This is a genomic window from Acidaminobacter sp. QWL-03 (genome assembly GCF_058683855.1).
The window spans coordinates 575,985-590,094 of the sequence record NZ_CM178752.1 but is presented as its reverse complement, the minus strand read 5'-3'; the positions used below and the strand labels follow the sequence as shown (position 1 = coordinate 590,094).

The 14,110-nt window shown below is 47.3% G+C and carries 15 protein-coding genes; all 15 read right to left on the bottom strand.

The window, feature by feature from the left end; all coding sequences use genetic code 11:
• Nucleotides 1-2 precede the first annotated feature (2 nt).
• The 15 genes from yqeK to AC4PHM_RS02535 all read right to left on the bottom strand — a co-directional run bounded on the left by yqeK (nt 3) and on the right by AC4PHM_RS02535 (nt 14,101).
• Nucleotides 3-611: a bis(5'-nucleosyl)-tetraphosphatase (symmetrical) YqeK gene (gene yqeK, locus AC4PHM_RS02605; RefSeq protein ID WP_492019342.1), complete on the bottom strand. Its 609-nt coding sequence runs from the start codon at nt 609-611 to the stop codon at nt 3-5.
• Nucleotides 592-1,239: a nicotinate-nucleotide adenylyltransferase gene (nadD, locus tag AC4PHM_RS02600; protein ID WP_492019341.1), complete on the bottom strand. Its 648-nt coding sequence runs from the start codon at nt 1,237-1,239 to the stop codon at nt 592-594. The genes yqeK and nadD overlap by 20 nt, the downstream gene beginning before the upstream one ends.
• 13 nt (nt 1,240-1,252) lie before the next feature.
• Nucleotides 1,253-1,546 (bottom strand): ribosome assembly RNA-binding protein YhbY, encoded by a 294-nt coding sequence (yhbY, locus tag AC4PHM_RS02595; protein ID WP_492019340.1) that lies wholly within the window; start codon nt 1,544-1,546, stop codon nt 1,253-1,255.
• Nucleotides 1,547-1,599: 53 nt separating this feature from the next.
• Nucleotides 1,600-2,871, bottom strand: coding sequence for a GTPase ObgE (gene obgE / locus AC4PHM_RS02590; RefSeq protein WP_492019339.1), 1,272 nt, complete (start codon nt 2,869-2,871; stop codon nt 1,600-1,602).
• Nucleotides 2,872-2,959: 88 nt separating this feature from the next.
• Nucleotides 2,960-3,241, bottom strand: coding sequence for a 50S ribosomal protein L27 (gene rpmA, locus AC4PHM_RS02585; protein ID WP_291401111.1), 282 nt, complete (start codon nt 3,239-3,241; stop codon nt 2,960-2,962).
• Nucleotides 3,231-3,578 (bottom strand): ribosomal-processing cysteine protease Prp, encoded by a 348-nt coding sequence (locus AC4PHM_RS02580; protein ID WP_492019338.1) that lies wholly within the window; start codon nt 3,576-3,578, stop codon nt 3,231-3,233. Before AC4PHM_RS02580 ends, rpmA begins: the two co-directional genes overlap by 11 nt.
• A gap of 9 nt (nt 3,579-3,587) precedes the next feature.
• A complete protein-coding gene (gene rplU, locus AC4PHM_RS02575; protein ID WP_291401108.1) occupies nt 3,588-3,899 on the bottom strand; it encodes a 50S ribosomal protein L21 in 312 nt (103 codons plus the stop codon).
• A gap of 182 nt (nt 3,900-4,081) precedes the next feature.
• The gene (locus AC4PHM_RS02570) at nt 4,082-5,494 is read right to left on the bottom strand and encodes a ribonuclease E/G (protein ID WP_492019337.1); all 1,413 of its coding nucleotides are present in this window, start codon (nt 5,492-5,494) and stop codon (nt 4,082-4,084) included.
• 11 nt (nt 5,495-5,505) lie between these two features.
• Complete coding sequence (locus AC4PHM_RS02565) at nt 5,506-6,243, bottom strand: TIGR03936 family radical SAM-associated protein (protein WP_492019336.1); 738 nt, start codon at nt 6,241-6,243, stop codon at nt 5,506-5,508.
• Nucleotides 6,243-8,075, bottom strand: a complete 1,833-nt coding sequence (locus AC4PHM_RS02560; protein ID WP_492019335.1) for a TIGR03960 family B12-binding radical SAM protein — start codon at nt 8,073-8,075, stop codon at nt 6,243-6,245. Before AC4PHM_RS02560 ends, AC4PHM_RS02565 begins: the two co-directional genes overlap by 1 nt.
• Nucleotides 8,076-8,125: 50 nt before the next feature.
• Nucleotides 8,126-9,238: an FtsW/RodA/SpoVE family cell cycle protein gene (locus tag AC4PHM_RS02555; protein ID WP_492019334.1), complete on the bottom strand. Its 1,113-nt coding sequence runs from the start codon at nt 9,236-9,238 to the stop codon at nt 8,126-8,128.
• A gap of 104 nt (nt 9,239-9,342) precedes the next feature.
• Nucleotides 9,343-9,612: a cell division topological specificity factor MinE gene (gene minE / locus AC4PHM_RS02550; RefSeq protein ID WP_492019333.1), complete on the bottom strand. Its 270-nt coding sequence runs from the start codon at nt 9,610-9,612 to the stop codon at nt 9,343-9,345.
• A gap of 12 nt (nt 9,613-9,624) precedes the next feature.
• The gene (gene minD, locus AC4PHM_RS02545; protein WP_492019332.1) at nt 9,625-10,419 is read right to left on the bottom strand and encodes a septum site-determining protein MinD; all 795 of its coding nucleotides are present in this window, start codon (nt 10,417-10,419) and stop codon (nt 9,625-9,627) included.
• Between the two features lie 19 nt (nt 10,420-10,438).
• Nucleotides 10,439-11,167 carry a septum site-determining protein MinC gene (minC, locus tag AC4PHM_RS02540; protein ID WP_492019331.1) on the bottom strand — a complete coding sequence of 243 codons (729 nt, stop codon included), beginning with the start codon at nt 11,165-11,167 and terminating at the stop codon, nt 10,439-10,441.
• Nucleotides 11,168-11,221: 54 nt separating this feature from the next.
• The gene (locus AC4PHM_RS02535; RefSeq protein WP_492019330.1) at nt 11,222-14,101 is read right to left on the bottom strand and encodes a penicillin-binding transpeptidase domain-containing protein; all 2,880 of its coding nucleotides are present in this window, start codon (nt 14,099-14,101) and stop codon (nt 11,222-11,224) included.
• Between the last annotated feature and the right edge of the window lie 9 nt (nt 14,102-14,110).

Here is a 14,110-nt window from a genome sequence, read left to right as displayed (position 1 = left end):
CCTCACTTTTCCAGCGTTAACAATAACGCGTTTCTCATTTCCACACTTTTAGGATGCATTGGGCTGCCGGATTCGAGAACAAATGCCAAAGTCTGAGTGACTGACATAAGAAGCGCTTGATCCAGTGATTCCTTTGACAGCATGCGAAGTGCCGACACGCCCGGATAATCACGCCCCGGTTCAATGGCATCCGCCAAGTAGACAATTTTTTCTTCCAATGTCATATCGCGCCGTCCGACCGTATGATAACGGACCGCATTCAAAATGACAGCATCAGAAATAATGCCTTCCCGTTCAAGCCATAGTGCCGCTATGGGCCCATGTGCGATTTCAGGAAGTTCGTCCACCCTGTCTGATGCTTCATACCCTAGATTTCGCCCCAGTTCTAATAGTTCAGATTTCTGAACGCCTTTGAACAGGTCATGATAGATCGCAGCTCTGGAAACGGCCAATAGATTGCCACCGTAATGCTGGGACAATTCACAGGCGGTTTCCAAAACACCAATCGTATGAGCGAGGCGCTTTTGCTTGATTTTTCCACAGATGAAAGTGTAATCCTCCTGGAGTTCCGGAAATCTGAGACTCAGGCTCTCAATCTGACAAGGTTTCATGTGAAAACTCCTTGAGATATAATTGATGCTTTTCAATATATTGCACTACGTTATCAGGCATCAGGTATTTCACACTTTGCCCTAAGGCAATGCGCTTTCTTAGATCTGTGGAGGATATGTCAAGCTCAGGAAGTTCTTCAATCTTTACACTTGCGTTATACCGCCGCTGCAGCTGTTCCATTTTCAGGAGAAGTTCAGCTTGATCTGTACCAGGTCTCGCCGCACCAACAAATGTTACCATTTGCAGAAGCGTTTCGACGGATCGCCAAGACTCAAGCTCCATGAGGGTGTCCGCACCCGCAATAAAGAAGAATTCATCCTCAAGGGAGCTCTCCCTGACAATTTGAGAAACCGTTTCATGAGAATAAGTGATGCCTTCCCGGTCAATCTCAATTGAAGAGACTTCAAAATTGGGATGATCAAGCGTTGCCAGCATCACCATTTCATAGCGCTGTCTTGGCATTGTCATTTTATCAGCATGCTTATGCGGCGCACGGCCTACGGGAATAAAAATCACTTTATCCAGTGTTAAGCGGGTTCTCATTTCTTCCGCGAGAACCAGATGCCCAAAGTGAATCGGATCAAAGCTGCCGCCCATTAAGCCAATGCGTTTGCCCTTCGTCTCCATTGCCTACAGCTCCTTATTTCGGCAGTTGGATTTTCGGTTCTTCATGATTCTTACGGTAAAGTGTAAACCGGTTTCCAATTGCCTGAACAAATTCAGAACGCGTCTTTTCGCAGACTTCTGAAGCAATCTCTTTTGCACTTAGCTGGCTATTTTCAAGCACTGTTACCTTTACGAGTTCGTGGGATGTCAGGCACTCATCCAGTTGTGCGAGCAAACTTTCGGAAAGTCCTTCCTTTCCAATGTGCACCAGCGGCTTCAAAGGATTCGCAAGACTTTTAAGATAGCTTCGCTGTTTTGGTTTTAACATGATATTCCTCTTTTCCATTTCTAACTAGGTTTTTCGGACAGGCTCTGTCCGTCTTAGTCATAGAATTCAAATTCTACGGTATGGATGCGAACCGTGTCACCATCTTCAACGCCCATTTTCCTAAGTTCATCGATAACCCCTGATTTTCTCAGAATTTCCTGGAACCGTCTCAGCGATTCAACGTCAGTAAAATCTGTGGAATAGACAAGTCTTTCCATAGGCAGGCCTTCAACTACATAGACCTCATTGTGTCTTCTGTATCTGATGGTCTGATCCAGTTCCGCTTCATCCTCAAGTGCATCAACCATTTCGTGAATAACTGGCGGTTCAATGGTGTCCAGCTGTTCTGTGACATAATGCATCAGCGCGTCGATCCCTTCGCCTGTCGCAGCAGAGATTGGGAACACTTTATAGCCACGGGACGCCATTTCCTCAATGAATTTGTCCAACCCCTCACGTTCATACAAAAGGTCGATCTTGTTAGCCGCGATCACTTGTATTCGCTCGGTAAGAAGTTTACTGTAACGCTCGAGTTCCAGATTGATCTTGTCAAAGTCCTCAACCGGATCACGACCTTCTGTGCCGGAGACATCCACAACATGAATGATGAGACGCGTCCGCTCTACATGACGTAAAAATTCATGGCCAAGACCGACGCCTTCACTGGCACCTTCAATCAAACCCGGGATATCCGCGAGAACAAAGCTCTTGCCTTTGATGACCTCGACCACACCCAGATTTGGCGTCAAAGTAGTAAAATGATAGTTGGCAATTTTGGGCTTTGCCATGGTCGTCGCGGATAAGAAAGTTGATTTTCCAACGTTTGGATATCCAACCAAACCGACATCTGCCAGCATTTTAAGTTCCAGAATCACCGAACGCTCTTCACCGTATGTTCCTTGCTCAGCAAAAGTCGGTGCCTGTCTAGTTGCAGTCTTAAAATGTACGTTGCCTCTTCCACCGCGACCTGCGCGCGCAATAACCGCGCTGTCTCCTGCTTTCAACAAATCTGCAAGTACTCTGCCCGTCTCGGCATCACGAATAACAGTGCCGGGCGGAACCTTAAAAACGAGATCCTTGGCATCTTTGCCAAACATCTTCTTCTTCATGCCATTCTCGCCGTTTTCAGCGATATATTTTTTCAGATAGCGAAAGTCCATCAAAGTGCGCATGCCTTCATCCACTACGGCAATAACACTGCCCCCGCGACCGCCATCTCCGCCGTCAGGACCACCCGCAGGCACATATTTCTCTTTTCTGAAACTCACTCTGCCGTCTCCGCCCTTTCCGGCTTTGACGAATATTTCTGCCTTATCTACAAACATTTAAAACCCCTGCTTTCACAATGAACCATTTAGATGAAAAATGTCCATCTACAAAAGTGAGATGGACATTGAACATGCGCTTGATGTATTACGCCTCGTAGACGCTGACTTGCTTTCTGTCTTTGCCTTTTCTTTCGAATCTAACGACACCTTCAACTTTCGCGAAAAGTGTGTCATCTCCACCTCGGCCAACATTGTTGCCCGGGTGAATTTTTGTGCCGCGCTGACGAACGAGAATGCTGCCCGCTGTCACGGTCTGGCCGTCCGCTCTCTTGACGCCGAGTCTCTTGGACGCGCTGTCACGACCGTTTTTCGAGCTGCCAACACCCTTTTTACTCGCGAACAATTGCAAATTAAACTTAATAAGCATCAGATTCCACCTCCTCAGTGAACAACTTAACAAAATCCGGGGCGCTTTCCGCGACGCCGCGAAGCCCCAGAACCATACTTTCAAACAGAATTCGGGCTGTGCTCATCTGCGCTTTTGATAATTGGAGCGGCAGACGGCAAAACAGATACCCTTCATCCACCGTGAAGTCCAGATCGTGAATTCCGGCGATTTCATCCAGGGAGACAAGCGCTGTCTGACCTAAAACTGAAACCGCAGCACAAACCACGTCCTGTCCATAATCCGCTTGTCCGGCATGCCCTTCGATCTCAAACAAGACCGGCCTGCTGCCTGACCAGACTACACGTGCGGTGACCATGATAAAGGCCTATAAACTGATCTTTTCGATCAGAACGCGCGTATATGGCTGACGATGTCCTTGCTTCTTACGGTAGTCTTTTTTGCGCTTGTATTTGAAAATAGTAATCTTCTTGCCTTTGCCATTTCCAACGACAGACGCTTTAACGACCGCGCCAGCGACAACCGGGTTGCCAACTGTAACGCCTTCGTCTCCGGAAACCGCGAGCACTTCGTTGAATTCAACAGTTTCGCCTGCTTCCACGTTCAGTTTCTCGATGTTGAAAACATCACCTTCCTGAACTTTGTATTGCTTGCCACCAGTTACAATAATTGCGTACATGAACTTGCACCTCCTCTTAGAGAACTCGCCGGACCGGGCAGCTCCAACTTTGTATTCACGTCAACAAAAAGATGTTTACGAATACGCCGTCAGTGCATTTCCAAGCCTTTCCCGTGCGGTTTTCAGGCAACGAAACTAAGATGCCTGAACATCGTTCTAATTATATACGACCTAGACTCATTTCACAAGGTTTTTTTGTACTGAATCGATAAATAATCCAGACTTTCATCAATGACCCATCGAAGCTCAAACCCGAAGTCCTGTTCTGCCTTAGAAATCAACGGCTCCAGCGTTACTGTCAACTTTGCCAGAGACGAACTGACTCGAAAGGCCGGCCCGCGTTCACCTGATCTCACTGCTTCTTTCAACATCAAATCCAGCTGAGCAGGTGCAGACAAAACCCGTCCCTGGCCGCAGCAGCCACAAGGTGATGTCATAAGCTCAGACAGAGAACTGCCCATTCTTCGCCGAGTCAGACTCAACACTCCCAAAGAACTGACCTCTGCCGCGAAAATGCCAGAAAATCCAGACTGCAAAGTCTTTTTTAAGAAGGCGTTGTAAAACTGGCGCTCAGACTCACTCTCAGCGTCAATCAGGTCCATCATGACCATGCCGCCAATGTTCCTGAGCTCAAGCTGCCTCAGACATTCGAGAATAGCCTCCTGATTGATTTTCTTTTTGATGCCGATGGTTTGCCGCGCCCCACCAGCAGCGCTGCCCGCATTCACATCCACAGCGTGAAATGCTTCTGTAGCCTCAAGGATCATATAGGCGCCGCCCAGCTCTACTTTCTTGTCCAGAAGAGCCTGGATCTGTCGTTCAAGCTGGTGGGACGTCTCGAACAGGAAAGGATTGCGTTTCTTCCCTTTGACGGAAGAGGCAAGGTCTGCTTTGAGATTGTAGTTTTTCAAAAAAACTTCCATCTCAAGTGCGTCCGCCGGATTTGAAAACACGAGCGCGGTGTCCGGTGTGGACAGATGCTTTAAAAGCAGTCTTTGGGAAGCGCTTAGACCAGGATCGACACACTTGGGACTGCGCACCGTGACATAAGCCCGCTGCAGCCTTTCCCAATCCATTCTGAGTCGTGCGGCTTCCTCTGCAACCCATTCAGGCTGAGTCAGCGTGCCTTCTGTTCGGACAATGTAGCCAAGCTCACCAACTGCCGCATCCACTTGCGTCATAAGTGCCTCGCGCTTTACGTTGTCTTTAAGTTTGCGGGAAATTGATTTTTGATTGGATTCCGGCATCAGAACCAGGTAACGCCCTTGAATCTCTATTTTTCCGGTGATCTTGGGGCCTTTATAGCGCCCGCCCTCAGCTTTTAACTGAACTAAAAGTTCAGATCCATTTTTCAGGCTCTTTCTGTCCAGACGCTCCGGAAGGTCCTGAAGCGGTAAAAACGCGTCTTGTGCCAATCCAAGATCCACGAAAGCGGCGTCGAGGGATTCTACTACAGCGGTTATACGCCCAAGAAAAATTGCACCTTCAAGAGGCTCTGAGATCAGTGGCTCAACAGCCAGTGCCTGCAGGATGCCATCTTCTACGAAAGCTGCTCGCTTGAATAAGAAATGAGAATCCACATAAACTTCTCTCATCCTACTGCCGCCTATTCCATTTCAAACAGTGCTTTGCCGCCTTCTCCGTAGAGCGCGGTCCTGTGAACCCGGAGCGGTGCTTCGCCTTCAAGGCCAATGCTTGAGGCAATTGCCTCTATGAGGAGATCCGGCTTGAGGTTGGACTCTGAACCGGCATCCAAAGTGGCAAACAGACGCAGTTCACAAACTTCGACTTCCTTTGCGGCCTCCCCCGTCACAGTTTTACGGACAGTCGATTTCCCCTTTTCAAGGAGTTTGAGTTGGTGTACCATCGGCTTGAGATCAATTTCTTTGTCTTTCTTGCCTTTGGACTTTTTTAGGGCTGTCAGGCTGGTCAGGCCATGAAGGCCTTCAATGGCTTCTATGGCGCTTTGACAAAAGGCTTCCGGCACTGACCAGGTCAGTTGATAATCCGAAAGGCGCATCAAACTCATAAGGGACTTGGACTTTGCCACCAAACGGTGTCTGCGGTAGGCGACCTCTGCAGGAAAGCACGTTTGGAACACGGTCTTGAGCTGATGATCATCCCAGCCCTCTTCAACCTCGATTTCCACTAGTTCGGCCTCACTGCTGTAGCCAACAGAGAGCGGCGCAGCAAATGCAATTTTGGGATGCGGGTTAAACCCTTGCGAAAATAAGAGCGGTACTTTGCCGCGTCTCAATCCGCGCTCAAACAGGCGAACCATGTCCAGATGACCGAGGTATCTGAGAAGTCCTGTTTTTGTATATTCAATTCTCAAAAGTGCCATTAGCAAAGCCCTCCCCAGCAGACGTTGACGCCGCAGCCTATACAGCCGTCACGGCAATCCTGTGTGGGCGCTGCGGATTTTGCGTTTTCGTTTTCAGCAACGAGAAAATGCTTGTCCACGCCGGCGTCAATATGATCCCAAGGCAGAAGCTCAGAATAGCTTCGTTTTCGGGTGGCATAGAAGTCCATATCTATGCCGGTCGTCTCAAAGGCTTCTGCCCAGCGCTCATAACTGAAATAATCATTCCAGCCGTCAAAGCGCGCTCCGTTTTTCCAAGCTTCGATCAACCCTTTGGAAATTCTCCTGTCACCCCTTGCAAAAACAGCCTCAACCCGTGACGTCTCTGCGTCGTGATAACTGAACTTAATTTTCTTATTGGTGATGCGCTGTTTCAGATAGCGCTGCTTCTCTTTAAACTGCTCAAGGCTGTCCTGAGGCTCCCACTGGAAAGGCGTAAACGGCTTGGGCACGAAGCAGGAGGCAGAGACAGTCACCGAAAGGCCTTTACTCTTATGAACGGAGGAAACACGCTTGTGGACATAGGTCACAAGATCGCCCAGACCGGCTATGCCCTCCACATCCTCCATGGTTTCAAAAGGAAGGCCAATCATAAAGTAGAGTTTGACTTTATCCCATCCAAGCTCGAAGATCTGACGCATAGTCTCAGTGAGATCCTGCTCGTCAACATTTTTATTGATGATGTCGCGCATGCGCTGTGATCCGGCTTCCGGCGCAAAAGTCAGACCTGTTTTGCGAACCTTTTGAATTTCTTTGAGGACCTCGACAGAAAACGAATCCAGTCTCAAAGACGGTAGAGATAAACCTATTTTAGCATCTTCGTTCAGCTTGGAAAGTGCTTCTATGGTCGGACGAATCTCACTGTGGTCCAGAGTGCTGAGGGATGTCAGTGAAAGCTCTTCATACCCGGTCGTCGACAGCAGCGCCTCAGAGAGACGCACAACCTCATCCCCGGACCTCTCCCGAATAGGTCTGTAAATCATGCCCGCCTGACAGAATCTGCAGCCGCGTGTACACCCCCGAAACAGTTCTACCATGGCCCGGTCATGAACAGTGTCAATAAACGGCACAATAAATTTTTCCGGAAAGTACGACTGATTCAGATCCTTCATCAGACGCTTTCTGATTTTAGCAGGGACTCCTGATTCCAACGGCTCAAACGCTGCCAGCGTACCGTCTTCGTTATAACGGACCTGATAGAAGGACGGCACATAAATGCCCTCAATTTGGGCTGCCTGCTTCAGAAAAGCATTGCGTTCAAAGTTCGGCTTCATAGATTCATAAAGTCTGAGAAGCTCAAGGGTGACTTCCTCACCTTCTCCAATAACAAAGAGGTCAATGATGTCCGCCAGCGGTTCAGGATTAAACGCGCAAGGTCCTCCCGCGATAATAACAGGATCAAGGTTGCCCCGATCTTCGCTTAACACAGGAATACCTCCAAGCTCCAGCATATTGAGAATATTGGTGTATGAAAGTTCATACTGCAGGGTAAAACCCACCATGTCCATTTCAGAAAGCGGCCGGTAACTCTCAAGGGTATAAAGCGGGATTTCAGCCGACCGCATGACGGCCTCCATGTCAGGCCAAGGCGCGAACACTCGCTCGCACTGCAGCCCTTCCTCTTTATTTATCAATTGATACAAAATATGAAGGCCCAGGTGAGACATCCCCACCTCATAGGTATCCGGGAAAGCAAAGGCAAATCGAACGTTTACCTTATTGTCAGGTTTAATGACGCTGTGCATCTCCATGCCAATATAGCGTGCGGGTTTTTCCACAAGGTCCAGAATGGCGTCAAGTTTTTCTTTTATCATAATTCCTCCGATTAACACTTGGTTATTTCATGCTGTTGAATGACAGAAATCTATTGATTGAAGCTGCTGCGCTTTCTGCGCATGTATACATTTAAAGCCAGACCTATCGCAATCATGGAGGTCATAACCGAACTGCCTCCGTAACTTAAGAACGGCAGTGTGATCCCTGTGACCGGCATCAAACCAATAGTCATGCCTATGTTCTCAATAATCTGGAACGCAAACATAAACGTGATGCCAACGATCACCAGCTCTCCATAAAAATCCTTGGATTTTTTTGCCATTTTCATGAGCCTATTCAAAAAAACATAATAAAGCCCTATGACCATACCGCCACCTACAAACCCTAATTCCTCCCCAAGCACAGCAAAGATGAAGTCGGATTCCTTGACCGGCAGATAATCAGAGCGGTGATAAACGCCTTCAAACAAGCCTTTGCCAAACATCTGCCCTGACCCAATTGTAATTTTTGACTGCATGACGTGGTAATTCCCGGGCAGTGACAGATCCTCAGGATGCAGGTACGCATCAATTCGAATGCGTTGATGGGGCTTCATAATCTGATAGGCCAGCGGTGCGCCAACCACCATAGCAATCAGCCCCACAAGTACCAATTTGAAATCTATTCCCGCGACATAGACCATGCCGATGGTGATAAATACAAACACCAACGCCATTCCTAAATCAGGCTGGACTAACAAAATGCCTAAAAAGGGCAGAACGAACGCAATAATCCCCAGTATATCTTTGACGCTGGAAATCCTACCACCTTTTTTTTCTAGAAATTTCGCAAAAGAAAGGATAAACCCCAATTTGGCAATTTCAGCCGGTTGAAAATACATGATTTTCAGGTCAATCCAGCTGAGCGCGCCATACTGCCTGACACCCAGCCCCGGAATGTAAACTGTCAGCATGATGAGGATAGACAACACATAAAATACCCGCTGCAAGTCTCCCATGATCCGATAATCCACCATCATCACCAGGACTGCCAGAATTGTCCCAATGAAAAAGGCAGCACTTTGAATCAACACATTACGGTTCATGCCATCCAGATGAAAATCCGTGGCACTGGCAACCATGACCAGTCCAATTGAGAAAATCATGAGTACCACCGCAATGAGACCAAAGTCGATATTTCTAAACAATTTCAGATTAAACATGGCGCACCTCGCAAAGAAAGGCTGAGTCTTAAGCCTAAGCTCAGATACAGCCCGTCAAAGTTTCTCTCAGTTTACGGACACAGCGTTTCCTTCGATCTTGCGGATCAGCCGCGCTTCATATTCCGGATTGGAATATTCGCCACAAGTGCCGGCAGTCCATTGGTGCTGGCGTCCGTCTTGGTTATTTGAATATCAAAGCCATCCTGATCAATCTCAATGTGTTTGGACAGCGCGGTGATTAAATCCTCTTTTATCAAATCGAGCAGTTCCGGCGAACAATTTGCGCGGTCGTGAACCAAAACGAGTCTAAGTCTCTCTTTTGCAACATTTTTGCTCGACTCCTGCCGACTGAGGAATTTTAAAAGATCAAACATAGTAGCCCTCCTCTACTTGCTGAAGTTGAACAACTTGATCAACTTGTCGAAAAGTCCGTTATTCTGGTCAAAATTGATGAACGCAACCTCTTCGCCGTCCAAACGCGCTGATATGTTCCTGAACGCCTGACCGGATAATGATTGTGTGGCGACAGCCGGCTCGCCCCGATTAGTGCTGATGATAATCTTCTCATCATCCGGAACGACGCCAATAATATCAATGGCTAAAATATCTGTAATGTCCTCAATATTCATCATGTCCCCCCGCTTCACCATGTCATGGCGAACCCGGTTGACAATCAGCTTTGGATTTCTAAGCTCAGCCGCTTCCAATAGACCAATGATTCTGTCTGCGTCTCTCACGGCAGACACTTCCGGTGTCGTAACCACAACGGCGCGATCCGCGCCGGCTATGGCGTTCTTGAAGCCTTGCTCGATCCCTGCCGGGCAATCGACCAAAACGTAATCAAACTCTTGTTTAAGCTCTTCACAAAGGACCTTCATTTGAGCCTGAGACACCGCATCCTTGTCTTTGGTTTGAGCCGCCGGCAACAAATAGAGATTCTCAAAGCGCTTATCTTTGATCAATGCCTGACGCGTCTTGCAATTTCCTGAGACGACGTCCACCAGATCATAGACGATCCGGTTTTCAAGTCCCAGAACAACGTCAAGATTGCGCAGCCCAATATCCGCGTCAATGACCGCGACCTTCTTTCCTCTCAATGACAATCCGGCGCCTATATTGGCAGTCGTCGTCGTTTTGCCGACGCCGCCCTTGCCGGATGTTATTACGATGCATTCACCCATCTCAACAGTCCCCCTATTTTTAAAGATACGGCTCAATCATTATATTGCCGTCTCTGATTCTAGCAATTTCTGGCAACTCTGGTGCTTGCCCGCCTTCCGGCGGCCTGGTGATCAGCGTACTGATTCTCAACTGTGTAGGATTAAGTCTGAAGGCGGTTATGGTTGCTGTGCTATCTCCGGCAGAACCCGCGTGTGCTACGCCCCTTAGAGTTCCCATAACGACTATATGCCCTTCCGCCACGATCTCTGCGCCGGGATTGACATCCCCCACCACAATCACATGTCCTGGATAACTAATGCTTCTGCCGGATCTCAAAGTGCCAAAAACAATTTTCGCCTGATCATCACGCCTCTGAGCTGATTCTTCCAAACTTCCTGCTGAAGAAAGTGCTTCTACTGCTTTATCAATACTCTCTTTCGCTGTAGAATCAGATCGGTTCTCAGAATTTTCAATGGTTTCCCTGACGGTTTTGACTTTTTCACTACTTGAATTATGTCCCAATCGCTCTATAAAGTCAAGACGGGCGACTTGAATGCCGGAGGTGCTGAAGACCTGCTGTGCCTGTTCTTTCTCTCTGCGGTTTAATGTTCTGCCTTCGACCCCAATGACGGTTGCTCCGGAAAAAAAACTTTTCCCCTGTTCGATCTTATCTTTTAGTCCATCCAATAACTCATCGAAATCACACTCAGAATCCAGTTGGAGAACAATCCCTTCTCTGGTGCCTTTGAATTCAACTTTTTTCTTCACTGAAAAACCTTCTTTCGTTGAAGTATCAACTAACAACCAATTCTCACAGAACCATCAGTTTGAGTTCAGCTCCGAGCCGCCAGAGGAGCTCGTGCCGATATTCAAAGGTCCAATACCGAGATACTCACCAATGACTTCTCTGGCTATTGGTCCCGCATATCCCCCGTGGCCACCCTGAGGCACCATGACGACGACAGCGATTTTAGGATTGTCATAGGGCGCAAACGATACAAACCAGGCGAAGTTGTCATAATCTTGGCGGAACTCATTAATTTTAGCGTCTGTGAGTCCGCGTGCGCTCAAAGCTTTAATTGCAGCGCGCATCGCACTGGCTTCTGTCAGATATCCCTGACTGATCAGGTTGCTGAGTTTGCTCTCAAGTGCAGGCGTATCCTCTTTTGAAGCACCTGTAATCTGTTTTCTGAGCTGGGCAACTTCTTCATTTCGATCCGCCAAAATGGCTGCTGTTTTCTCATCCACACTGGACTGAGACAACGCTGAATCAATCCGCTTAAGATAAGTCTTGAAATAGGCGACTTCGTCAACCGGTGGAATTTTTCCCTGGTTTTGGGCCGTTCCGGTTTTGGCACCAACACCAACTGGAAAACCTCTGAAGATTGATTTTGCTGTCCCATTTTCACCTTGTGTGACCTTCAGCATTGCCATCCGGATATATTCAAAAGTCTTGGGATTGTTAAGCGTAATGCGCTCAACCTCTGAATTTTTATCAACCGCCTCGTCACCTACACTTTGGACCAGAGACAATTCGTAAGGGTACCCGTCGTTTGCAATAATCATGATATACCTTGCCAACTGAGCCACCGTATACTTATGGTCACCCTGACCAATAGAAAGGTTGAAGGTATCACCCTGATGCCATTTCATCTGATTGAAATAATCAAACTTGACAATGTCTGCAAGCCTGTCCGGGGATCCCAGACTGCCATCAACGCCCATTTCCTTTAATCTTGTGATAATGGTCCCACGACCCGGATTTTCCTGGGACCATCCAATAATAGTCGTTAAAATGGTTTCGCTTTTTTCCTCTGTATTGATCAAGGCTGCAGGGAAATACTCCGGCAAAAGCATTCTCAGCCTGGATTTCAAAGTCCGTTCCAAACTGATTCTCTTTTGCTCCGGATTTGGAATGCCATAACTGACCTCTTCAATTTCAAGACCGGTCTTTTCATCAAAACCGAGCAGTTTGGACTTTTCGAGGAAATCAGATGTAGACATGGTGTAATTTAATGGCGTTTGATTTCTGTGATCATAGGCACTGGAAATATTATAGAAGTAGTAGTTACAGGAGGTTTCAAGACCTCTGAAAAAATCTGTCAGACCATGCTTGCCCCTATAACCGTTCCAATACCAACAGCCAAAACTCGTCCCGCCAATTTCGATATACCCATCACTGTAAAGCTTCTGATAAGGATTTAACCCATATTCTATAGCGGCAAAACCGGTCGACATCTTGTATACGGATCCAGGCTGAACGCCGGTCATGGTCGCTATATTAAACAGCGGTCTGGGTGACAGAGGATCATTTGGATTTTCGGGAGAGAGCTGATCCCAGTCATCATAGGTGATCCCGGTTGAAAAGAGATTGAGGTCATAATCCGGATAACTTGCCATGGCAAGAACCTCGCCATTTGTCACGTCTACAGCTATGGCCGCCCCGGTTTTGGCATTCGGGAAGGCCTCACTGTAATTGTAATTGCCATATTGACTGGTAAACGTACCCCCAATTTTGATTTGTTCAATGCCATGCTTTAAAGCACTTTCAAGGATTTGCTGAAGTTCAATGTCTGTCGACAGGCGAATATCCTTTCCGGCACTTGAGTTTTCGACATTTAATCCATAATAGCCATCATCCAGCTCGCGTACCATTTTACCAAGCGCATCCACTTCAATGTACCTGTATCCGTTTTGACCGTGGAGGTCCAACTCATACCTGCCCTCGATGCCAACTTTTCCTATCAATTGATTTTTGTCATAGGCGTTTTCGCTGACATACTTTGAGATTTCAGCTTCACTTGAGATTTTGCCAATGTAACCCAGAATGTGAGCGGCCACATTCTTGTAAGGATATGACCGGATTGGCTCGACGCCGACGTTCACGCCCGGAAGGTCCATGGCCCGTTCACTGATTTGAATCGCTGAGGCTTTGGATATGTTCGATGCGATCTTAATAGGCTCGTATTTCAGGTAGCCTTTTTCCTTCAGCGCATGGCTGACGATCAGAATCTTATAGGCTTCTGCGTCAGTGTAGGACTCATCAATGCCAAATTCTCTCCGAGCTCTGATGAGTTTGAAAGCTTCCTCTGCAGTAATTTCTTGCTCGAGACTGTACATCTTCATGAAATTTTCTTTTTCAATTTCAGTCCAAAATTTCATTTTACTGATAGAGATGGGTAAAATGATGCCTTTCTGGATCATAATGGAATAAGCTTCCTGGTCGTTAAGTGTCTCTGAAAGCTGTTCTTTGACCCTATAATCATCCAGGACTGCTTTCGCAGTGAAATAATCAGGATACCCATGGTCCAGCAGCCACTTGATTCTGTCATCATCATAGCGGAAAGTGTAGTTTCCCTGTTCGATTCGTATTGGAAACTCAAGATGGCTTTCTCCCCTGGAATCCAGCATAGTCATCAGTTCGACACTAACGCGGTTCAATTCGGTTTTTTCAAGACTGCTGGCCATGATATCCAAAGTAAAGGCAGGTATGTTGCCGGCAAGCAGTACACCGTTTCTGTCGTAAATTTCACCGCGTTTGGCATAAACAGGAATTTTCTTAAGCCGATTGTTGACCGACTTCTCAAGATAACTGTCTCCTTCAACGATCGTAATGGTCGCAAGTCTAAAGATCATCAGACCGAAGACGATCAGAAAAAAAAGTCCTATGTGGTTTTTTCTGTCAGCCAGACGTTTGTTCATAATGTAAAG